Here is a 22,219-nt window from a genome sequence, read left to right as displayed (position 1 = left end):
CTTTTTATCCTTTTACCCCGCCTAAATGAAGGCCTCTTAAAATGAACTTCTGGAAAAATAAGAAAATAATAACCGGTGGAATCAAAACAATCGTCAATATCGCGAAACGTATATTCAAATCCAGCCGGCGCGCGTTCAAGACGAAATCCCGGATCGCCGCCGACAGCGGCTTGTTCTCTTGGCTTAAGATGAAGCTTGGCCAGAACCAGTCGTTCCAGGCCGTCGCGAACACGAAGATCGACAGCGTCGCGAAGATCGGGATGGACAGCGGGAAGGCGATTTGGAAGAAGCTCCGCGCCTCCGAAGCGCCGTCGATGCGCGCCGATTCGAAGATTTCCACATGAATACCGTCCATAAACGATTTCAGCAGCAGCAAGAAAAACGCGTTGGCCCCCGCAGGCAGCCAGATGGCGGCAAACGAGCCCATGAGGCCCAAATCCTTCAGGTTGATGAAATTCGGGATCATGTATGTCGTCGCCGGAATGAACAACGTCATCAGGAAATAATAGTAAATGCCCGACTTGAACGGAATCGTCATCTTCGACAGCGCGTAAGACGCAAGACCCAGCACGAGCACGGTGACGACCATGTTGCCCGCGAAAATCATCATCGTGTTTTTGAAATACAACGGCAAGTCGATATAGTTCCACGCTTCCTTGTAGTTCTCGAAATGCCATTCCTTCGGCAGGAAGGTCGGCGGGAACGAGTTCACTTCCTTGTTCGCCTTCAGTCCGTTCAGCAATGAGATCAGAATCGGATACACCATGCAGCACATCATCAGCAGAATGACAAGATTCATGAGGTAATACAGCCATCTCGTCGCCGGTTTCTTCAGATCGTAGTTGGATAGAATGCCCCGATCCATCGTCTTCATGACTCTACTCCCCCTCTATTGTTGATCCGGAATTGAATGATCGCTAGAATGCTGAGGGCGAAGAACATGAGGACGCCGAGCGCCGAGGCGACGCCGTAATCCTGCCGGACGAACGCGTATCGAACGATCAGGAGCGCATAGGTAAGCGTAGCATTGTTCGGCCCCCCGTCGAGCATCGCGTATTGCGTCTGGAACCCTTGCGAGGTCGCGATCAGCTGCAGCATGAGCATAAGCAGAATTTGCCCCCGGATCGCGGGCAAGGTGATATGCCGAATACGCTGCCAGACGCCCGCGCCGTCGATCTCCGCGGCTTCGTACCACTCGCGCGGCACGCTGAGCACGGCGGCCAGATAGATGAGCATCGCCGAGCCGAAGCTTTGCCAGGTTTCCATTATGACGATCGAGATCATCGACCAGGCTCGGTCGACCATAAAGCTGATCTGGCCGATGCCGAGGCTCTTCAGCACCGCGTTGATCGGCCCGACGGGATCGTATAGCCAGCGCCAGACGCCGTACAGCACGACGAACGGAACGACGTAAGGCAGATAAGCCGCCACGCGCGCGAAGCCCTGGAATCTGCGCATCTCCGAGATGGAGACGGCGAACAGGATCGGCACCCAGAACCCGATGACGAGCGCTAGTCCCATGTAATAAAGCGTATTTTTGACGGAAACCAGAACGTCGGCGTCCTGGAATACCGTCTTGTAATTGGCAAGGCCGACAAAGCTGTCCCCTTTGACAAAGTCTATCGTGTAGAAGCTGCTCATGACGCCCTTGAAAATAGGCAGCCACAGGAACAGCGTGAAGATCGCGATGGCAGGCAGGAGGAACAAGTACCCCCACATATACCTCTTGATCTTGCCCGAACGCTGCGTCTGTGGCTTCGATTGACTGATCGGAACAGCCGTTGATTGCTCCATATTGCGGTCCCTCATTCCTTTAGGTGATTACTCCTAATTGTAGGGAAGGAGGGCTTCGGTGAACATGTGCGTATCTATCCGGATGATAGGCGATATTACTTCTTCATCTCGCTGGGACTCATGCCGAAATATTTTTTGAATATTTTGCTGAAATGCTCCGGCGATTCGTAGCCGACCATCTCGGATATTTCGTACCTTCTCAAATCCGTGTTCAGAATAAGGCGTTTGCTCTCCTCCATGCGCAGCTTGATGACGTATTCCCATAGATTGCAGCCCGTGTTCTTCTTGAACAGGTAGCTGAGATAATTCGGGCTGACATGGTTCTTCTGAGCGACTTCGTTCAAGGTCAACCCCTTCTGCGCATAGTTCTGCTGGATGTACTGCCTCGACCGCTCGACGATCATATTGTTCTGCTCGGCGATCTCGTCGTCGGTCGGCTCTTCCTCGGACATCGTCCCCCACTTGAAATCCCCGTAGTAGAACACGTAGTGGTCCTTGAACTCGCGGCTCCACCGGATCGCCTTGTCGGCTTGCGTGTGCACTTCGCCGAGAAATTCGCCGCCCTTCAGAATTTGGCTGATGCCGACGACGCAGGACAGACCAAGAAATTTGCGCACGTTGAAATGAAGGCTTCTGCCGATCATCTCCAGCTGATTCACCTTGTCGACGCTGGTATCGCCGTAGCGCTTCTCGTCCCACTGAATGACGATACAGATCGTATGGCCGGTATCATAAAACGATTCGTAATCCCATTCCTTGTCCAGCAACTCGCTGGCGATATTCAGCGCCGCGTACTGCAGCAGACGGCCGTCCTTCTCCGAGACGGCGCGCCCGTCTTCGGCAAGGCCCAGCTTCATCTTAATGACGGCGTAATACGGTCCCTTCAGCTCGATTCCGAATCGCCTTCTCAGCTCGCCGAGAACAGACTCCCGCTCCCCGTTCGCCGCGACGAGCAGGCGATGCAGAAGCGCCGTCCGGTCCTGCTGCGGCTCCCGCATCCGGAAGTGCTCCCGCAGCTCGGACATCAGCTCCTCCTGATCGCGGACGCCCTTATCCATATGCAGCAGCACATGCCTTACCGAGCTGAGGAACTGCTCGCTGTTCAGCGGCTTGATGAGGTAATCCCTCGCGCCGAACCGAATGGCGAGCTGCGCGTATTGGAACGTCTCGTGAGCCGATATGATGATGACCTGCACCCACGGCTTGATGATCTTCGCCTGCTGCATGAGCTCGATGCCGCTCATCGAACCCATCTGAATATCGGTAACGAGCAGATCGATGTCCTCCATCCGGAGATAGTCGAGCGCCTCGTAGCCGCTGTGCGCGTTGTAGATGTGCCCGATGTTAATGCCCGAGGTGGACAGCAGCCGGGTTAAGCCTTCGCATATAAGCGGTTCATCGTCCACGATTAGTATGTTATACATGGGAATCATCCTCTCTTGCCCGCGGTTCTAGGGTGCGGGAGCTTCGTAAGTGGCAGGGAACACGATGACGGCGGCCGTGCCGCCCTCTTCGCGCCTGCGGTAGCCGAGGCCGAACGGAATGCCGAAGTGGAGCCGGATCCGCTGGTGAATATTGCGGATGCCGTAGCCGAGCGAATGATCCGCCTTCTCCTCGTTCAGCAGCCGGTCAATGGCGGCCAGATCCGCCTGCTTGTAGCCGTTATCCTCCACGGCGATCGTAACGCGTTCGCCTTCAAGCGCCGCGGAGATCCGAATCTCCCCGTCCTCGCCCATCAGCTTAACGCCGTGGATGATCGCGTTTTCGATCAGCGGCTGCAGCGATATTTTCGGAATAAGCACCTGCTTCGCCGCTTCGGGAATATGCCACTGCACCTTGAATTCGTAGGAATACCTCTTCTGTTGCAGGTTGACGTACGCCTGCGCATGCTCGAGCTCCTCCTCCAGGCGGATCAGCTCGCGCCCGCGGCTGAGGCCGATCTTCATGAGCTTGGACAGCTCCTTGATCATCTCCGCCGATTCGGAGTTGCCCTCGAGCGTGCTCTTCCAATAGATGCTCTCGAGCGTGTTGTACAGCAAGTGCGGATTGATCTGCTGGTAGAGCAGCTGCAGCTGGGATTCCTTCGCTTTCAGATCCATATTGTATTTGTAATGAATGAGCGCATTCAGCCTGCGGGCCATGTCGTAGAGAGCGGACATCAGCACGCCGACCTCGTCGTGCCTGCGCCTCCCCGGCGTCTCGGGCACGAGCTTGCCCGGCTCGTAGGATCGGACGAACTGCGCCAGCTTCTGGAGCGGAGTCATGAGCGAACGCCAGAAATAAAGCAGGAATACGCAGCCTAGCAGCATGTAAGCGATGGTGATGAGCTGGATGATCCGCTTCAGCTCGTTCTGCTGCTTCAGCAGCGAATCGACCGGAATTTGATAGACCAGCCGCTGATCCAGCTGACGGTTATTGCTCGAGATGTAGATGAAGTCCTCCGTAATGAGATGCGTCGTGCCGATCGATTCGGGCTCGAGCGCGTTCAACTCCGCCGGCAGCTCGGCGGTCTTGCCGTTCAGGGCGGAATCCGTCGCGCTCAGGATACGTCCCGACCAGTCCGTGAACATCATGAGATGGCCTTCCGGCAGGGTAACAGAACGAAACGACTCCTGAATCTTCATATCCAGCTTCGTCGCTACGAGCACGCCGATCATGCGGGTTCCGAGCTTCACGTCGTTGACCGCCCGTATGTAAGCGAGGGTCTGGATGCGGGACAGCCCGACGTTGGTTTCGATAATGTCCATGTAGCCGCTGCCCTTCATGCTGACGGCTTCGTCGAACCAGACCGGCTTGTTATGATCGGAGAAGAAATAAACGCCCGTCTGCAATACCTGGCGTTTCGGCGCAAAAAAATATAAATCTTCCGGATCGTAAATATAGAGCGAATAATAGACGGCTTCGCCGCCGTTCAGCGGAATGGAGTTATTCGCGAGCAAATTGTCCACGCTGTCGTATTTCCTGACCCGCTCGATGACGGTATCCTTAACGCTTGGCACAAGCTGCTGGGTGATCGGGTTCTGGATGAAGGTCGTCGTAATTTTGTTGACGGTATCGATATCGCGGTTGATCAGCGCGTGGTTTTGCTTGATCAGCTCGACGTAGGCGTTCGTGACGTGATTTTTCAGCAGCTTCTCCGCCTGGTAGTTGCCGTACCAGTGGAGCAGGAAGACGGGGCTGACCATGACCAGGAACAAGAGAATCAGCTGCTGCTTCATATTGAGCTTCGTTAAAGGGTTGAACATCATGCGAGGTACGCACCTCCAGGTCGCCGCGGTCGTCTAATCGTCCAGTCCGATAGTCCTAAGGACCAACCGCCTTACCAGTACTATAGCAAAAAAACAGCGCTTACAGTGTAGCTATTTCTACGGGGTTGAAAGCCGCCGTCCGCGCCTATCGTAGAAATGCGCATAATCGGCGGCCAAATTATCCACTATGTTTATCCACAACCGCAAAAGGTTACGGATTTTTGCATTTGCAAGCATTCAAATCATTGTTCAATGTGCAATATTACGTAGAATACATAAAGAAAAAAACCTGTCTAGTGTTGACTAATCAAGGTAATTAAGCGATTTGCAATTACGATTTGTTGTTGTCCACTTTAGTTTGTGGCTTACTCTTCAGTGGTCAGGTGGAGCGTATGTTCCTCCTGGTCTGTAACCGTATGCCCCTCCCTACTTGTAGAAACTATGGAGTTGAGATAATGGATTTCATGAAACTATATCTATAGTAAAATGTGTGTTTAAAGCGAGGGTATAGTCGATAGAAATTGATGGGATGCCAAGAGGATGAACTTAAAATGTGATTTTTCAAGAAACAACTGGAAGTGATTGTGATGTAATGAACCAAACTGTGAGTTATGGGAATGTAAATTGGAATGGTCAAGCTTGGACATATGCGACTAATGGAATAACATATTATGCAGCTGTTCAAATGAATAGATATTATACAGATGGAAAAGCGAGAAGCTGGATTAGAGGGGTAGCTTCACATGAAGTTGGACATGTACTTGGGTTAGATGATTACAATAGTGATCCAAATGTTGTTATGTGTCAAGCAGGTTCTGGTCGAACCGTCACGAGTCCACAAGCAGATGATATTGCGGGTGTAAATGATTTATATGATTTTTAAGGAGGATATACTAATTGAACAAGTTTAATTTAAAGACTACAACATACTTACTTATTACTCTCTGTCTAATTATTATCGTAGCACTGTTTCTGGTGTCACAAATAAGTACCAAAAAGGTTTCGAGAATTGATGTATCTGGCGATTTGTCGATAATATACAATAGTGTTTCTGAAATGGAAGAAGACGCAGATTTAATAGTAGAAGTTGAAGTGGATAATCCTAATTCTTTCATGTATTATAATGCAGCATTTACTTTATCTACTGCGAAAATAAAAAAGGTTCATAAGGGTGATTTGGCATTAAAAGAAATAAACCTACTAGAAACAGGAGGAATTGTTCAAAATAAAGAGTTTATTTTTGAACAAAATCCTGTTTCAAAGAAAAAGGATAGATTATTGTTATACTTACAGAAGTATATTGGTCCAATTCATAATGATGCTTACGTAATCTTAGGTGCATATCAAGGGAAGTTTAAAATGCTTGATGATAAAATTATACCTCCAAATAACACTTCAGTAGCTTTAAAATCAATAAATGATAAAGAGGATCTTAGGTTGAAGTAATTGAAGAAGGTAAAGAACAAATTTAGACAATGTTCTGTTTTTAATGCACAGGCATTGTCTAAATTATTTATTGATAATCTAGTAGGATTGAACCTATGAAATGACCTAAATTTATAATATAAAGGATACATGCACAAGTTGAATTCTTATCTGAACAACTGCATTATATGAATACTTTTTTCATCAAAATGAATACATTTATGAATTGGAGGTGCTGGGATGGCTAATGTTTTTTTAAAAGTATTTTGTATGCTACAATTAATATTTCTTGTTGCTTGTAACAATGTAGATCTAGCAGAAAAAAATATAAATGAAGCCACGACTGAAGAATCGATTCACAAAGATATTAGAGAAACCGCATGGAATCAACTATCGTCTAAGGATCAGAAGAAAATAGCTGGAACATGGAAAAATGCTACAGTAGCAGAAGTGAAATTAACCGAATCAATGATGACTTTAATTGAAGATAAATCTTATGAAGGGAAAGAAGTATATTTAATTGATTTCCCAACAACGAGCATGGCTGAGCCCAATAATATGATCGTTTACATTGATAAATATACTTTTAAGTATATTGGTCATGGTCCAGTAGATTAATAAATCAATATCGACAAAAACGTCGGGCGAAAATGATAGAATTTAATCCGTATTTCATTGTTGAAACAGTCCCCTGAAGTGGACCTTTGTCAAGATAGCGACACAAATTTTATCGTTTTGCTGCAATGACGTAATAAAAGTGTTCGAATTCACTTAGAGTTAAATACTGAATAGAGAATCCGTAAAACTCTAAGCATCACTTCTACCACATGTTACTAATTATGATAAAAACATCTATACAAGCTATTCATACTTCCTACAAAGCATGAAACCACCACCGCTCACGTTCCATGGTCTACATCCATACCACCGAGACTCGGCTCTCTCTTGCCACTTTCGGGTCTTTTGGACGATGCAGCAGGATTCACTTCATGTTACAGCCTGCTGATTTGCACGCACTCCTTAGGGTGTTACTTCGTCGCAGGGTTTCAATCCTTAGTATTTCTCTACTAGTTGCCTGTCAGCTACGAGGTGACTTAGTTCTTACCTCGACCTGGACTTTCCGCGGGTTCGGCAGGGTACTGGGGACTTGAGAGCGCTCCGTCTTGGCCAACTCCGTCGCCGCGATCCACTCCGTGCCCTCCAGCTTCATCTCCCACTCAGGGGGAGGCATGACATCGCTGATAATGATATCGACCTCGCTCCAGTCGGCGATTTTGCAGAAGCGGTTCTCCCCTATTTTCGAATGGTCGGCTAGCACGATGGTCTGGCTCGACTGTCTCATGAAGGCGCGGGACAGCAGTCCCCGATTATCGTCGTAGCTGGTTACGCCGAGGTCGGCATGAATGCCGTCCGCCACGAGAAACGCCTTATCGGCGTGGAACGTCTCCGAGAAATGCCGGGCGAGAGAGCCGGATGTGCGGTAATGCGTGGCGTTGATCCGGCCGCCGACGAAGACGATGTCGCCATCGCACATGCCTTTGTTCTTGTAATCGATGAGCAGCGTAAGCGCCGGAACCGACACCACGATGACCGTAATTCCGGACTTGCCGAGCAGAAATTCGATCAATTGCAGCGTCGTCGTCCCGTCGTCGAGAATGATGACGTCCTTATCCTGCACCAGCTCGGCGGCGGCGCGACCGATGCGCCGCTTCTCGTCCATGCGTAGCACCTTCCGTTTGAATTTGGATGGTTCTTCCCTATCGAACGTCATTTTTACCGCTCCGCCATAGACGCGCTTCAGCTTGTTCTCAGACTCCAGCTCTTCCAAATACCGGCGCACCGACTCCGTCGATACGTCCAGCTTGGCGGCCAGCTCCGGCGTGCGAATCTTGCCTTGAAACCGGAGCAGGTTCAATATAATTTGTTTTCCTTCTTCGCCGTTTTCGTTGGTTTTGGTTGTTTCTTTTGCATAATAAGAAGACCAAACCGATGCAAGAGGATCCTTCCCCTGCTTCATTCGATCTTCTCTTCTTTCCTTATTCTAAAAATTGAAGAATCGTCCGCTGGAACGCCTCCGGCTGCTCGTGATTCACGCCATGCCCGGCATTCGAAATCCGTTCGTAACGGAATCGGCCTGCATCCAGCACGTCCGAAAATGCCTTCCTCGTTATTCGGCTGTGCTCGCCGATCAGGAACAACAGCTTATCCCTGATGCCCTGGCCTTGCGATTCTTCAAAAGGGACCAGCTCGTGCGGGAACATGGCGTTTGCGTTGTGGGTCTTCATAAGCAGAACGAGATGACGGGCCAGCGGCTCGTGTTTCTCCCATACGTCGGACGACGGGGAGCTCAGCTTTCTCACGATCCTTAACATGCTGCGCTCCGTCGGAAACAATATTTCGGGGAACATCATTCCCATCGTTCGAAGCATCGCTTTCAGAGGGCTCGTCACGATGCCTCCTTCGATACAGACGACCTTATTGACCCGCTCGGGATGCACAGTCGCATAGCGGAACGCCATGTAAGCTCCGTTCGATACGCCGGCAAGGCTGATACGCTCATAATCAAAGCTCCGGATTACCTCATCGAGCCATTCCGTTTGAAGGAACTCGCCTTTTTTGTAACGATCACCAGGCACGCTTTTCCCCGGTCCGCCTAACGTGTCGATCGCGATGCAGTAATAACGGGTCGACAACTCCTTCATGTTCAGCGCCCACATGACCGCCGAGTTGTCGCCTACACCGTGGAGCAGGAACAACGGCGGATGCTGCGGGCTGCCCGCGATGCAGCAGTGCGTTATCCCGTACCGGGTCATGACGCTTCGTTGTTCGGCTTCGACGCCCCAGCTGGCGATGATTTCGTCATAGGATGCAAGTACGCGGCGGCGGGCTTGATCGGATTTAAAAACTCGGATCATCGTCATCTCCCCTTATCCGTTTTTTCGCAGCAGCCGCAGCACGACCTCCGCCGTTGGGAACGGAAGCGGCATCGTCGTCTGCAACCGGGCAAGACCTACCCCTTGCACCATCGAGAAGTACGCAAGAGCCAGCATGAGCGGGTCTCCTTGGACCACGTCCCCTTCGTTCTGGCCTTCAATAATTAGAGGAATAAAGGCCTCAATCGGCTCCGCCTGTCTTTCCTTCGAAATTCGTTTCGCTTCGTCCGGTATGGCGTCTGTCGCGCTCGATAGCAGAAGCATAAGCCGCCAATGCTGCATCGCGAGGCTGTCCGGCGAGAGAAAGGCTTCCGTCAGCCATCCGATTCGCTCAATCGCCGTTCCGCGAAGCTGTGCCGCATAACGAACCGCCCGTCCTGCGCCGCCCGATGCCAACGCCGCAATTCTCGTAAAAATGTCTTCCTTCGACTTAAAATACGTGTAGACGTAGCCTTGACTAAAGCCTGCGCTTTGCGCGATGTCCTTAATCTTGGTCCCGACGAAGCCTTTGCGCGAGAACACTTCGACGGCATGCAGCATGATTTGCCGCTCGCCGTTGCTGAAGGAGCTTTGCTCGAAGCCGGATTGAAACGCCTGCATTAGCTGCTCGCTTTGCGCGGAAATGGAAATCACCCGCCTCTCCAGATATTTGAATGAACGTTCATTCAAATAATACCAATTTTTATCAATTCGGGCAATGGTAAAGGCACGATTTCCCGACTTGTGGTAGAATGGAACGAAGTCTTTCTAACAGGCTATACCATGATTCGCAAGGAGAGTTTAAATCTAGCATGACGAATATGTTGAAATCAGAACAGAACGAAATACTTGAAGCGTTCGAAAACTGGCAGACGGATATTGATAAATCGGAAGCGAAGTGGGAGGAAAAACGATTCAAAGCGATTGAGCCTTCCATCACGCTGGCGGAAGGGTTGTCCAGACTGACGAAGGACGATCTGACCGTAATTCGGACGAATTTGGGAATCAAAGGCGTTAGCGGCTTGAAGAAGGACGCGCTGATCGAGGTGCTCGCGAATGGTATTCTGGAGCAGGCTCCTCTCCATTTCGACCGGCTGGAAGAGCGCCGCTACCGTTTTACGTCGAATCTGGTCAAGGATAACGGCGTCGCATCTCTCGAGAAGCAGCCGGTTAACCCTTACTTATACAGCGATTTCGTGGATTTGGGCATCGTCTATACGGGCAAGATCGACGGAGAAAAGTCGTTGGTCATGCCGGCCGAGCTAATAGAGGCATTCAAAGCTCATGACACCGCAAGCTATCGCGCCATTATGGAACGAAATACGGAGTGGTGCAAGCTGGCTCAAGGCTTGCTTTATTATTACGGCGCGCTGAATACGGAAGATTTCGTCAAGCTTTTTCGGAAGTATGTCGGCGAGCATGACAGCTCCGATACGGCATCCATTGTCGTTATGTATTCGGATCTATATGAGTATTACGTAGAAGACGGCATCTTCCGATATCTGTCCGTCTCCGACGAGAAAGAAATTTGGGACGAGCACAAGCTTCGTCCAAGCCTCGATTATTATCCTTTCTCGAAGGAACAACTGCTCCAGGCGGGCGAATTGGGATTCGTTGACCGTAATCAGGCCTACAGAGCGTTCTCCGCTTTTCTCGCCGCTCAATTCGATATGTCCCCTGAGGAAGCTGGTTATATCGCGGACAATTGCGTCAACGGCATTCAGGCAGGCGCGGCCATGCAAGACATCATCGACGAGCTCGGAGAAGTAATTGAGCTTGAACAACGGATTATGGAGCGCCTCATGGGCGTGTTGATCCCGCTCATGAACCAGACGCGTAAGTGGCATTTGAAGGGATACTCCCCGGACGAATTCGCCAGAACAACCCAAGTCGGTCCTCTTGCCGCTCCTCCGGCTCGCGCCGCAGCTGATTCGAACGTGATCAGCTTCCCAGCCGGTAAGAAGGTCGGCAGGAACGATCCCTGCCCGTGCGGCAGCGGGAAAAAGTACAAGAAGTGCTGTGGGGGCTAGCAGATCGTATGCTGCCGCTACTGTGCTGCAAGAGTGATTTTCACTCCTGGGTCAAGTCGTTCAACTTGACCTAGGAAAAGGGGACATCCTTCCATCATATTAGGAAGGATGTCCCCTTATTGTTCTAGCGGGCTTAACTATTCATTAGGGCTGCAGCACAAGAAAAATCCTGTAAAGCACGGCCGCGGCCTGCGCTCTGGTCGATATGCCTTCCGGCGCAAAACGGTTATCGCCCATTCCGTTCAAGAGTCCCATATGCTGCATAACGACTACCGCCTCGATGGCATAATCCGCCATATCGGCTCTATCCGCGAACTGGATTTCCGCAGCCGGAGCACTCCATTCCAGCCCCATTGCTTTGGAAGCCCGGTACAGCATAACCGCCATGTCCTGCCTGCTGATGCTTTCGCCTGCACCGAACGTGCCGTCTTCTTTCCCGTTCACGATTCCAAGCTGTTCGGCAGCCGCCACCGCTTCGTAATACCAGCCACCCTTCTCCACGTCGGAGAACGTCGTTACCGCTCCTGGATCGTGCAGACCGAACAGGTTCACGAGCATTGTAATGAATTGCTCTCTCGTCACCTGCCCGTTCGGATCGAATAGCTCCTCGCCTACGCCGTTCAACACCTCTCTTGCCGCCAACGCCTCGATTGACTCCCTTGCCCACTCGGCATCGCGCAAATCATGGAACGATTTGCCGGCAAAGGCTGGGAAGTATTTGCTGAAGTGCTCCGGACGGAACGTCACGGTGCCCGTCGCCGGGTCATACTTCGCGTTCCGGACCACTTCGAGCTCCCCGTTATGCGACAAGTAATACACGACCACCTGATTCCCCTTTTCTCCCGGCTTCAGCGTGTATGGCACTTCTACGGTTACTTCATTGCCTTCGAACGAGGTTATCTTGACGCCGTCGAGCGTCAGTTCGAAGTCATAGATAACCGCGTTATCCCTCACTTTCTGCTGCTGCTCTGGAGACAATGAGGAATGCTCCACTTGGTTCACCGAGAACCGCAGACGGGCCGCTTTCTTGGCTTCGCCTTTTGTAAAGAACTTCCTGTCTAGTGAAACCTTAACCCCGACGCCATTTATGGAAACGGTTTTCAGCTTGTCGCCCGCCGCGCTGCGAAGCTGCTCGATCGGAAGGTCAAGCTCGAGCTTACTTGCACCTGCATCGTTCTTCAAGATGATGCTGAGCGTGCCGCCGCTCAGCTCATCGAGCGCATCCTGGATATGGGCCGAATCCAGCTTGACCGACGCAACCGACGCAACCCCTTCCTTATTCGGCGCAGCCTCTACCGTGATCATGGAGTCGGTAATGACGGGTTGGCTTCCGGCATCCGGCACGGTCGGTGAGTCTCCGCCATTGCCATTGCCATTGCCATTGCCATTCCCGTTGCCATCTCCGCCTCCGTTTCCGGAGCTCCGGACCAGACCGTCAACGGCCGTTCGCAGGGCTGCCAAAGCTTCCGCGGCTTCCTGCGCCGTCGCTTCCGCCTTATCACGGACGGCGATCGCCGCCGCGAGCGCTTGCTGGAGAGCCATCCAGCTTGCAGCGGTATAATCGGTTGCCGTAAGCGCCTCCGCCTCGGTAATGGCCGCCTTCAACTCGGCGAGATCAACCGGCGGGGCCGCCGCGCCGGCGTACACTTGCACCTCGACGAGTCCGCTTCCCCAGCCGTTGCTGAGCGCGTTATTGTTGACGCGCCTTACTTCGTTCACTTTCAGCTTCACGTATCGGTAGCTGCCGCTCAGCTTATCCGAGTTGAATCCAGCCCACATGTTATCGTTTTTGTCTACCAGCAGCGTCCAATTCTCGTTATCGACGGAACCGAAAATTTCATATTTATGGTACATCTCCGAACCGTTATACAAACGGTAAGCGACGTCTATACGCGACAGGTCGAGCGCTTCTCCCAAATCGATCGTATATTCGTAAGGGCCGACCAGACCGCCGAAGAAATGGGTCGTATCGCCCGACGTTCTCAAGTTATACGCGATGCCGTCGTTCGCTTTCTCGATGCCGGTCACCGCGTCGTTATTCGTGATGACGGCCGGTTTGCCCTGCGATACAAGCTCCAGCCGAGGGAACTGCACGCTGCCCGTCGACGCGTTCAGCTTCCACCCCGTCGTATACGCGATCGAAGCCGTCTTCTCCGCGGAATCGAACGTCATCGGCAGCCAGACGTAACGCGAATCGGAGAGCTGGCTGGACCGCCATCTGTCGCCCATGTACACATACGTTTTGGTTCCGTCCGCATTGGTCAGCTTCATAATGTTGGTCGGCTGACTGTAGAACGTGCTGTTATTCCCGAAGGCATATTTCTCTAGAATCAAACCGTTCTCCTTGACGGGCGTCCAGCCGTGAGGATCGGTGAGATCGGCCGTATAGCTGATCGTCCCCTGATTCGGCAGCCAGCCGGATTGGCCCGAGGAAGCCATATAATAGCCGTCCTCCCCTCGCACGACGGCCGGCGCTTCGCGGCCAACGTCTTCATAGAAGCTGTAGGATTCGAAATCCTCCGCTTTCGTCTCCGCTGCGCTGAACTCGTAGGTGGTGAAGTCGACGTCCGTATATTCGTCGTTCAGACGATGGACCCGCATGGAATGGCCTTCCGCCGACACCAGGTAGGCCGCCCCGTCATCGTCCATGAATACCGTAAAGTCGCGCGACGTATACCCCATTTGCGTCACGTCGCCTTGCGTGTCCGCCGGAACGCCGACCTTAACCCCGCTTGTTTTGTAATATTCGGAATCGAGGAATATCCCGTTTTCGCTGCGCCAGTTGCGCAGGGTGCCGCCCGGCCGCCAGTGTCCGAGGAACGTATACGGGCCTGCCGGATGATCGGCGATCGCGACCGCGACTTGACTGCTCGCATAGCTGCCTGCCGTTTCCCAATGGCCCCAAAGCACGTATTTTTTTGTTTTCTCGTTGTACAGCAGCTTAGGACGCTCCCACTTATTGTCCAAGAGGCCGTATTCGGCTCCCGGCACGGTCTCCGTAAATTGGTCGATAATATCCCCTTCGTACGTCCAGTTGACCAAATCGCGGGAGGCGTACAGCGTTACCGCATGGAAAGCGGCTCGGTTATGAATCTTGTTTTCTCCCACCCAATAATAAATCGGCTTGCCGTCTTCGGCGGTTTGCTGCAGGAATCCGCCGCCGTGGGCTTGGATCGGATTGCCTTCGGTATCGTACCACGTTTCTCCGACCGGCACGCCTGCGGATGAGTAGTCCACTACTTTCTCCGGATGAACGGTCAACGCCCATTTGAAGGCTTCATCGATTTGCAGGACTGCCCGATCAACCTTCCATTGCGTGGCGGCTTCGTCGGCGAGCACGGCGGCTGCATGATCAAGCGCGCGCGTCACGCTCTTCCACGTCGCGTTCGCGTAGTCGCCCTTTTCCGTATCCTTCTTCTCGTCGTATTTGGCCTGCAGCGCCGATTTATCGATTGTAGGCGTACCGTAAACCGCAAGCTCGATAATGCCGTCGGCCCAAGCCGCGCCTTGACCGTTGTGCACATTGATGATGCCCGTGACGCTTAAGCGAATATATCGGTAGGCGCCGGTATCCGAAATCGGATTCGTCACAAAGCCGGAGACGTTGTTCTCCGAACCGTCGGCAAGCAGAGTCCAGCTCTGATTGTCCGCGCTGCCTTCCAATGTATAACGGTAGACCGTGTCCGATCCGTTCACGATTCTAGTGGTCAGGTTGATCTCGGTCAGGCTTGCCGATTGCTCCAGATCCATGACCATGTTATAGCTGGAGGTGCTGTGCTGAACTCTCGGCGAGGAGGCCAGGTCCGCCCCGTCCGTTACCGCAGCAGCATCCAGTCCCTGAGAGTCGGTCACCTTCTTGCCCAGGGAGAGCAGCTCGCCGGATTGAACGGGGATCATTCCCTGCACCGGATCCAAATCAAGCTGATGGAACCAGTCGGCCGTCGCCACTCCGTTGTGGAAAGCCATAGGGAACAAACGAGCATAGGTGCCCATTGGATCCTTATAATTGGCGGCATACTGCGCTCCCCAGTGAAAGCCGTTTTCGGCGAAGGCTACACGCCCATTCAACCCCGTCCATTTCCCAATCCCGTTAGCCTGGGTCGCGAAGGTCGAGCCGTTGCCGATCGGCCTCAGAGGCGTCCATTCTCCGTCCAAGGAATCGGCGGAGGCATATTCCGCCTGGCTTGGATACCAGCCATTGGCGGTAGAGCCGAAGAAGTAATATCGCCCGCCGACCTTCACGACTGCCGGGGATTCCTTATGCTTGCCCACGAATGCCGTGTTCACAAGCTCCGCCGGCTGCTCCCAAGCCGCGTTCAGCTTCACGATTCCGATATCGCTGTTGGTTCGGGTCGCAAACAAGATGTAGGCCGTATGATCGTCGTCAACGAACAGCGACATGTCTCGCGAATCCATGTCGTAAGGACGTCCTCTGAAGGTCGCCGCAAAGTCGTTGCCACCAGGAGTCGCCGATCCGATAAAGACCGCCGCCCTCGTATAGCCGCCGCTCGCTTCTTCGTGCGCGGTAAAGACGATTTTCCCGGTGACTGGATTCAGTTTGTAGCCTTCCATCTCCACCCGCATGTCCTCGAAAGAACCAAGCAGGCGGTCGTTGCCGTAAGCGAGTCCGTCCGTTCCGGTCAACTCGTAGATGCTGGTCGTGACTATCCCCGTAGCGTCATCCTTCACCGCCCGGTAAACGTAATGGTACCAAGTGCCGCCGACTTGTACGCCGTAAGGATTGCCCTGTCCCAAACTATCCGCTCCGTTATAGTTGTCCTTCTTCTTCGTAACGGCCGAAGGATCATAGGAGAAGGTGCTCGCCGCATTCGTCTCGGCAGCCGCAATCTGCGCGCCGCCTTTGAACGCCTTCACCGTGTACGCGTAGCTCTGGCCGACCTCCAGCCCGTATTCGTCCACGGTGTCGCCGGTTGTCCGGCTAACGAGCGTATCCCCGCGATACACCTCGTAATAGTCCGCCGTCGCAATGACGGGCCAGGAGATTTTGGCGTTATTGACGGTTGATTGGTCCTTCAAACGGAATACGTTCGCGGTAGCCGCCCACTCGCTGCCGTAATAGTCGACGGAGACGATCTCGCTGCTGTTCCCGTTAGGGGCGATAGCCGCCGCTTTGACTGTTACGCCTCCCTTTACTGTGAACGGCCCCGTATAAGACGTGCTTTGCAGCGTAGGGTCCGAGCCGTCGGTCGTATAATAAATGAAAGAGTTCCCCGCCGGATGAGAGATAGTAACCGGCGTATAGATTTGTCCCGCGGCGGGCGAGATCACCGGCGGAATGTTCGTCACCCGATAGTCGTTCAGATCCTCGAGAGAGAGCGCCCTGTTAAACATTTTGAAATTATCGATCAAGCCCTCGTAATATTCGCCGGAGCCCCAGTTTCCTTTGCCGATCTGGAGAATGCCGCCCGATGCGGACAGAATGTCGGTTAACGCGTGGCTGCTGGCCACGGTCGACACGAGCTCTCCGTCGATATATAGCTTGGTGTCCCCGCTCGCGATAACGACGTCCACATGCTTCCATTCCGCGCCGCCGCCGGCTTGCAGAGCCTCCGGACGTGCGCCGCTATTGTTATAGCGTTCCACTGTTATTCCGTTTGTCTTGTCCAAAATCCCCACATAGCGCTCGTTCAAATATGTCTGAGCCGAGGCGTCCGGAGCCGCGAAGAACGACCAGCCGCTGCCGCCGCTCGGCTTGCTGTCGTAAGAAATCGTCAGCTCGTTCAGTCCTGCAAGAAGCGGAGTCGTCCCGTCCTGCTTCGTCACCTGAAGCCAGAAGCCGCTGCCGAGACGGGCCGCTTTCCCGTTGCCTTCGAAGGAATCCGCGTAAGCTGCGCTCCCTTGAACGGACGCTTTCGCTCCTGCCCCCGCGAGTCCGCTTGCCGGGTGATCGAAATTGAAGTCGGCGATGAGATCATCCCCCGCGTCGAGCGGCGGCACGATAACCGTGAAGGACTGACTGAACGCGAACCAATTCAGCGTAAGGGTAACCTGCTTCGCGCTTGTTCCTTCGGCGGGACGAGTAACCGCGCCAGTGGCCGGATCGATTACGGCGGGATCGCTGGAGCTCCAGCTTATATTCGGATCCCGCAGGAGGGTCATATTCCCGCGAATTTCCATCCCATCGGTCAATGGCTTCGCAGCCAGCAGGTCGTTCCACGCAAACCCGCGAATTTCCTCCGCGAAAGCAGCCGCGGCGCTCTCCCCGATGGCGTCGTTAAAGATTCGTACATCCCTATAGTGGGAATCCAAATTGGAGAACGTTGCGATCGTGCGGTTGAGCCGGAATTGCCCGTTGCCGATTTCGTCCGCTCCGATCCCGTTCGAGGCGACTTCCGCCGCTTTGACGCCGTCCACCCAGACGATGAGCTTGCCGGTGCCCTCCACCCCGTCGAGCGCAATCGTATAGCTATGCCACATATCGGCCGCCGGCGCCGGGAAAGAAGCAACGACGGCATCCGCCCCGTTTCGTTTGAGCACGACGGCGGCAGTGCCGCTGCCATAATACGGACGCAGCGTTAGATTATTATTGTTATCCGCCCCGTAGGAGAATAGGGTATTCTGATTGCTGGTTGAACGCGTCTGCATTCCGTTCAGCTTGATCGCGAGGGAGAACGATATTTTGTCTCCCGTTATGACCGCTCCGGGATTGATGCCTGCAATATGACCATTGTTCGCGTTGCCCGGATTCACCAATGAAACGTAGTCCGCGCGCCAGACCGGATCGCTGCCGCTCAACAGCTGACTCGCGTTCAGCTTATTCGCGTATTGATACGCGCTGTTCAGCGGATAATGCGCCACCGTGACGCTTTCCAGTGAGGCCGGCTCCTCCGACTGCTCCGGATTCGTCTGCTCCGGCTCCGACTGCTCCGGATTCATCTGCTCTGGCTCCGCTTGCTCCGGATTCGTTTGCTCCGGCTCCGGCTGCTCCGGATCATGAGCGATCGTGTCCGCCGGCTCGTAATCGGCCGCCTCCCCCGCTACGCTTTCCGCCGCGTTCGCATATTGCAGCGGAGTAAATCCGCTGAAGCTTAGACACAAGACAAGAAGGATCGCCAGCTGCTTATGCAGCCTGTTCCATCGTCCCCAATTCATAATCGCTTCCCCTTCCGTCCTTAGGCTATAAAGCGCTTTCAATTGCTTGATAAGATCGGCCGGCCAGGATCACCTCCCGACCGGCCGCTCTATTCGTGCTATAGCAGCAACGAGTTACCCCCGCTCCGCCAGATAAGCGAGCCACTGCTTCTTATACGCTTCCTGCACCTTGTCGAGCCCCGCCTGCTTCGCCTTCTCCATGAAGGTCGCGAGACCCGCTTCGACGTCGGCTACCTGACCGGCCATGAGCGGGAACAGGTATTGCTTCTCGACCTGCTCGAGCGCGGCTCTCTCCGCCTGATACTCCGTGTAGTCCTCCGCGAAGCCGGTGTAGATGTCGGGCTTCTGAACTTTATCCAGCTCGGAGAAGATCTTCTCGACGTTATCGTAGCTTGGCTCGAACAGCATGAATTCGGGATTGCGCCATGCCCAGCCGTTCATCGCCTCGCGCACGAAGCCGTTCGAGTTGGCGTCGCCGACCATTTTGTAATAGCCGTTCTCGACCGTATAGTTAACGCCCTCGAAGCCGTATTGCGTCAGCAGATTGTATCGTTTGTCCGTTACCATCTTCTCGTAGAAGGCAAGCGCGCGCTCGGCGTTTTTGCTGTTCTTCGGAATGGCGAAGCCGTTGTGGATCGGATGCACCGGCGTCGCGAAGCCGTTCGTCAGACCGAATGGATGATAGCCGAGATCCCAGTCCGGATGCACCGATTTCATTTTGTTCAGCGTGCTGTTGTAGCGCGTCGGGTTGTCGCCGAGCATCGCCGCCGCCGTGCCGTTCGCCAGCTTATCTTGGCTGCCTTCGGTTTCGTTCAGCTCGTTCTTGGAGAAGTAGCCGTTGTCCGCCCAGCGCTTGAACGTCTTCAGATCCTCGAGATGCTCCGGCGAGCCCCAGTAGGACGTGATGTTAGCCGGATCCTCGTAAGGCGCGATCATGCCGTACGACATCGGACCGACAACCTTGCGATAGAACTCGAGATACGCGTCGGACAGCGCCATATCGATGCCCGCTCCGATCGCGATCGGCTGAATCGTCGGCTCGTTCTGCTTGATGCCCGCCAGATACTCCTCCAGCGTCTTGATGTCGACCGGCTTCGGCAGGTTATATTTCGCGCGCAGATCCTCGCGCCAGACGAAGCCGTTCGTCACGTACTCCTTGTACGTGGCGGGAACCGTGTAGATGTGGCCGTCGATCTTGACCGCGTCCCACATGTCCTGCGGCACGAATTCATACAGCTTCGGAGCAGCCTGCGGCAGCAGCTCCTCCAGCGGGAGGAAAGCGCCTTTCTTCGAATATTGCTGATACTGCGTCCACTCCGCGGTGAAGATCAGATCGACGTCCTGACCCGTCGAGAGGAGCAGCTTATATTTCTGATCCCAATCGGTCCATGTCGTATAGTTGAACTTGACGGTCGCGTTCAAATCCTCGAGCGCCATCTTGTTGATCTCCGCCTCGATCTTCGGCAGATCCTTCGGCGCGTTGCCCAGCATATAGAACTGCAGCTCCACCTTCTTCGACGTATCGATGCCCGTAGGCTCCTCCGTCGCCGCCGCGCTGGCGGACGGCGAAGCCGAATCGCCCGGCTCCGCGGTGCTTCCCCCATTGTTGCCGCCGTTGTTGTTGCCCGAGCAGGCTGCGAGCAAGGTTAGCGCCAATACGAATACCAGCATGAGACAAGCCATTTTTTTCGATTTCCCGATCATGCGAATCCTCCCTTTTATCCCCATTTATTTATGTTAGCATGCCGCTAGGGCAAGTTCTAACCTTTTACCGCGCCAATCGTAAGCCCCTTCACAAAATAACGCTGAATGAACGGGTACAGCAGCAGAATCGGTCCCGTCACGACGATGGCCATCGCCATCTTCATCGATTCGGACGGTATGCCCTCCGACAGGACGACTCCCGCTCCGGCGCCGATGCTGTTGACGAACATCGACGTGTTGATGATGTTGTAGAGGTAGAACTGGAGCTGGTACTTGGCCGCGTCGTTGATGAACAAGGCGGAGGAGAACCAGTCGTTCCAGTAATGAAGCGCAAGAAACAGTCCGACGGTCGCGAGACCGGGAATAGCTAGAGGCAGCACGACCCGGTAATAGATCGTGAAATCGTTCGCCCCGTCGATCTTCGCCGATTCGACGACCTCGTCGGGAATGGCGGAGTTAATGAAGCTCCGCATCAGAATAATGAGAAACGGCGACATCAGGGACGGCCAGATGAGCGCGTACATCGAGTCGGTAAACTTCATGTAATTCGTGATCAGCATGTAATAGGGAACGAGTCCACCCCCGAACAGCGTCGTGAAATAAATCAGGAACGAGAACAGGTTGCGGTATTTGAAGTCCCTCCGCTGCAGCACGTAACCGGCCATCGTCATCAGAAGCAATCCGACCGCCGTTCCGGCTATCGTCGCAAACGTCGTCACGCCATAGGCGCGCAGCACGTCGCCGGGAACCCGGAAGATGATCTCGTAGCCTTCGAGCGAGAACTTAGGCGGAATGAAGCCGTAGCCTTCCTGAAGGATCGATTCGTTGCTGGAGAATGACGCCGACAGGATCAAGATGAACGGCAGGATGCAAGCGAGGCTGCCCGCAAGCACAACGGTGTAGGCCAGCAGTCGAAACCATTTGGTGGCGCTGTCTTCCCTTATTTTCACAATCGATGACCTCCTAGAATAACGCGTAATCCTTGTTGATCCGGCGAATGACGGCATTGACGATCATAATGAGCGTAAAGCCGAATATGGATTGATAGACTCCCGCGGCCGTCGCCATCCCCATATCGAACGTCACTCGAAGCGAGCGGTACACGTACGTATCGAGAATGTCCGTCGTGCTGTAGAGCAGGCCGTTGTTGCCGACCATCTGGTAGAACAGGTCGAATTGGCCCTTCATGATGCTTCCAAGCGCGAACAGCAGCAGGATGACGAACGTCGTCTTCAGCATCGGAACCGTAATATGCCAAGCCCGCTGGAAGATGTTCGCCCCGTCGATTTTGGCCGCCTCGTAATACTCCTCGCTGATGCCCGTAATCGAAGCCAAGTAGATGACCATGCTGTAGCCGAAGTTTTTCCATAGGTAGAACAGGATGATGAACAGGATCCAGAGCTTCGGCTTGCTGTAGACGTCGACCGGCTCCGCTCCGAATTGCTGCAGCACCGTATTCAGCACCCCCTGCTCATAGTTGAACAGATTAAATACGATGACGCTCAGGATGACGAAGGATACGAAATAAGGCAGGAACAGGACGGACTGCGTCACCTTCTTGAACCATTTCCCTTTTATCTCGCTGAGCAGCACCGCCACCGTAATGGACAGCACGTTCACGAGCACGAGAAACGCGATGTTGTAGCCGATCGTGTTGAGAGTCAGCTCCGTCAGCTTGCCGGACTTCCATAGAAACTCGAAGTTTTGAAGCCCGACGAAATCCATTTTGAACAAATTGTAATTGAAGTCGAACTGCACGAACGCGTAGTAGATGCCGATCATGGGAAGGTAATTGTTGATCAGGAAGTACAGCAGCGTGGGCAGGAGCATCAATAGCAGAATGCGGTTTTTGTAAAGCTCTTTGACGACTCCGTTTTTTCGTAGCATGGCGACTCATCTCCCTCCTCCGGTTGATGTTGGAATGTTGCTTGATGAGCCTAACTATAGTGGAGGAGCCGCTGACAAAAAAGTGAAAATCCCGTTCACCTCTGAA

15 protein-coding genes are annotated in these 22,219 nt (G+C 53.5%); 4 read left to right on the top strand and 11 right to left on the bottom strand.

The window, feature by feature from the left end:
• Nucleotides 1–4 precede the first annotated feature (4 nt).
• The 4 genes from NQZ67_RS00375 to NQZ67_RS00360 all read right to left on the bottom strand — a co-directional run bounded on the left by NQZ67_RS00375 (nucleotide 5) and on the right by NQZ67_RS00360 (nucleotide 5,042).
• A complete protein-coding gene (locus NQZ67_RS00375; protein ID WP_257441801.1) occupies nucleotides 5–874 on the bottom strand; it encodes a carbohydrate ABC transporter permease in 870 nt (289 codons plus the stop codon).
• Entirely contained in the window at nucleotides 871–1,794 is a 924-nt protein-coding gene (locus NQZ67_RS00370) for a carbohydrate ABC transporter permease (RefSeq protein WP_257441800.1), read from the bottom strand. The genes NQZ67_RS00375 and NQZ67_RS00370 overlap by 4 nt, the downstream gene beginning before the upstream one ends.
• A 95-nt stretch (nucleotides 1,795–1,889) precedes the next feature.
• Nucleotides 1,890–3,218, bottom strand: a complete 1,329-nt coding sequence (locus NQZ67_RS00365) for a response regulator transcription factor (protein ID WP_257441799.1) — start codon at nucleotides 3,216–3,218, stop codon at nucleotides 1,890–1,892.
• Between the two features lie 27 nt (nucleotides 3,219–3,245).
• Nucleotides 3,246–5,042, bottom strand: a complete 1,797-nt coding sequence (locus NQZ67_RS00360) for a sensor histidine kinase (protein WP_257441798.1) — start codon at nucleotides 5,040–5,042, stop codon at nucleotides 3,246–3,248.
• A gap of 553 nt (nucleotides 5,043–5,595) precedes the next feature.
• Here NQZ67_RS00360 and NQZ67_RS00355 point away from each other — a divergent pair.
• From NQZ67_RS00355 to NQZ67_RS00345, 3 genes are all read left to right on the top strand, one after another.
• Nucleotides 5,596–5,925 (top strand): matrixin family metalloprotease, encoded by a 330-nt coding sequence (locus NQZ67_RS00355; RefSeq protein ID WP_257441797.1) that lies wholly within the window; start codon nucleotides 5,596–5,598, stop codon nucleotides 5,923–5,925.
• Nucleotides 5,926–5,939: 14 nt separating this feature from the next.
• Nucleotides 5,940–6,488: a hypothetical protein gene (locus NQZ67_RS00350; protein WP_257441796.1), complete on the top strand. Its 549-nt coding sequence runs from the start codon at nucleotides 5,940–5,942 to the stop codon at nucleotides 6,486–6,488.
• Nucleotides 6,489–6,707: 219 nt separating this feature from the next.
• Complete coding sequence (locus NQZ67_RS00345) at nucleotides 6,708–7,085, top strand: hypothetical protein (protein ID WP_257441795.1); 378 nt, start codon at nucleotides 6,708–6,710, stop codon at nucleotides 7,083–7,085.
• Between the two features lie 460 nt (nucleotides 7,086–7,545).
• Here the strand turns inward: NQZ67_RS00345 and NQZ67_RS00340 are convergent, their stop codons facing one another.
• From NQZ67_RS00340 to NQZ67_RS00330, 3 genes are read right to left on the bottom strand one after another with little or no spacing between them, the layout of a single operon-like run.
• The gene (locus NQZ67_RS00340) at nucleotides 7,546–8,484 is read right to left on the bottom strand and encodes a DeoR/GlpR family DNA-binding transcription regulator (RefSeq protein WP_257441794.1); all 939 of its coding nucleotides are present in this window, start codon (nucleotides 8,482–8,484) and stop codon (nucleotides 7,546–7,548) included.
• Nucleotides 8,485–8,503: 19 nt separating this feature from the next.
• A complete protein-coding gene (locus tag NQZ67_RS00335; RefSeq protein ID WP_257441793.1) occupies nucleotides 8,504–9,382 on the bottom strand; it encodes an alpha/beta fold hydrolase in 879 nt (292 codons plus the stop codon).
• 12 nt (nucleotides 9,383–9,394) lie between these two features.
• Complete coding sequence (locus NQZ67_RS00330; protein WP_257441792.1) at nucleotides 9,395–10,033, bottom strand: TetR/AcrR family transcriptional regulator; 639 nt, start codon at nucleotides 10,031–10,033, stop codon at nucleotides 9,395–9,397.
• Nucleotides 10,034–10,191: 158 nt separating this feature from the next.
• Between NQZ67_RS00330 and NQZ67_RS00325 the strand changes: the two genes are divergently transcribed.
• Nucleotides 10,192–11,409 carry a YecA family protein gene (locus NQZ67_RS00325; RefSeq protein WP_257441791.1) on the top strand — a complete coding sequence of 406 codons (1,218 nt, stop codon included), beginning with the start codon at nucleotides 10,192–10,194 and terminating at the stop codon, nucleotides 11,407–11,409.
• 144 nt (nucleotides 11,410–11,553) lie between these two features.
• Here NQZ67_RS00325 and NQZ67_RS00320 read toward each other — a convergent pair whose 3' ends face one another.
• From NQZ67_RS00320 to NQZ67_RS00305, 4 genes are all read right to left on the bottom strand, one after another.
• Nucleotides 11,554–18,522 (bottom strand): S-layer homology domain-containing protein, encoded by a 6,969-nt coding sequence (locus tag NQZ67_RS00320; protein WP_257441790.1) that lies wholly within the window; start codon nucleotides 18,520–18,522, stop codon nucleotides 11,554–11,556.
• A gap of 114 nt (nucleotides 18,523–18,636) precedes the next feature.
• On the bottom strand, nucleotides 18,637–20,226 hold the full coding sequence (locus NQZ67_RS00315) for an extracellular solute-binding protein (protein ID WP_257441787.1): 1,590 nt from the start codon (nucleotides 20,224–20,226) through the stop codon (nucleotides 18,637–18,639).
• Between the two features lie 56 nt (nucleotides 20,227–20,282).
• Nucleotides 20,283–21,176, bottom strand: a complete 894-nt coding sequence (locus NQZ67_RS00310) for a carbohydrate ABC transporter permease (protein ID WP_257441786.1) — start codon at nucleotides 21,174–21,176, stop codon at nucleotides 20,283–20,285.
• Nucleotides 21,177–21,189: 13 nt separating this feature from the next.
• Complete coding sequence (locus NQZ67_RS00305) at nucleotides 21,190–22,113, bottom strand: ABC transporter permease (protein ID WP_257441785.1); 924 nt, start codon at nucleotides 22,111–22,113, stop codon at nucleotides 21,190–21,192.
• Nucleotides 22,114–22,219 lie beyond the last annotated feature (106 nt).

This window comes from Paenibacillus soyae (assembly GCF_024623455.1).
Classification (GTDB): domain Bacteria; phylum Bacillota; class Bacilli; order Paenibacillales; family Paenibacillaceae; genus Pristimantibacillus; species Pristimantibacillus soyae.
Note: the sequence above shows the minus strand (reverse complement) of the source record. Positions and strands in the feature narration are given on the sequence as shown.

Coding starts and splice junctions, on each gene's coding strand:
- NQZ67_RS00375 (WP_257441801.1), bottom strand. CDS start 874: ATGAAGACGATGGATCGGGGCATTCTATCCAACTACGATCTGAAGAAA.
- NQZ67_RS00370 (WP_257441800.1), bottom strand. CDS start 1,794: ATGGAGCAATCAACGGCTGTTCCGATCAGTCAATCGAAGCCACAGACG.
- NQZ67_RS00365 (WP_257441799.1), bottom strand. CDS start 3,218: ATGTATAACATACTAATCGTGGACGATGAACCGCTTATATGCGAAGGC.
- NQZ67_RS00360 (WP_257441798.1), bottom strand. CDS start 5,042: ATGATGTTCAACCCTTTAACGAAGCTCAATATGAAGCAGCAGCTGATT.
- NQZ67_RS00345 (WP_257441795.1), top strand. CDS start 6,708: ATGGCTAATGTTTTTTTAAAAGTATTTTGTATGCTACAATTAATATTT.
- NQZ67_RS00340 (WP_257441794.1), bottom strand. CDS start 8,484: ATGAAGCAGGGGAAGGATCCTCTTGCATCGGTTTGGTCTTCTTATTAT.
- NQZ67_RS00335 (WP_257441793.1), bottom strand. CDS start 9,382: ATGATCCGAGTTTTTAAATCCGATCAAGCCCGCCGCCGCGTACTTGCA.
- NQZ67_RS00325 (WP_257441791.1), top strand. CDS start 10,192: ATGACGAATATGTTGAAATCAGAACAGAACGAAATACTTGAAGCGTTC.
- NQZ67_RS00320 (WP_257441790.1), bottom strand. CDS start 18,522: ATGAATTGGGGACGATGGAACAGGCTGCATAAGCAGCTGGCGATCCTT.
- NQZ67_RS00315 (WP_257441787.1), bottom strand. CDS start 20,226: ATGATCGGGAAATCGAAAAAAATGGCTTGTCTCATGCTGGTATTCGTA.
- NQZ67_RS00305 (WP_257441785.1), bottom strand. CDS start 22,113: ATGCTACGAAAAAACGGAGTCGTCAAAGAGCTTTACAAAAACCGCATT.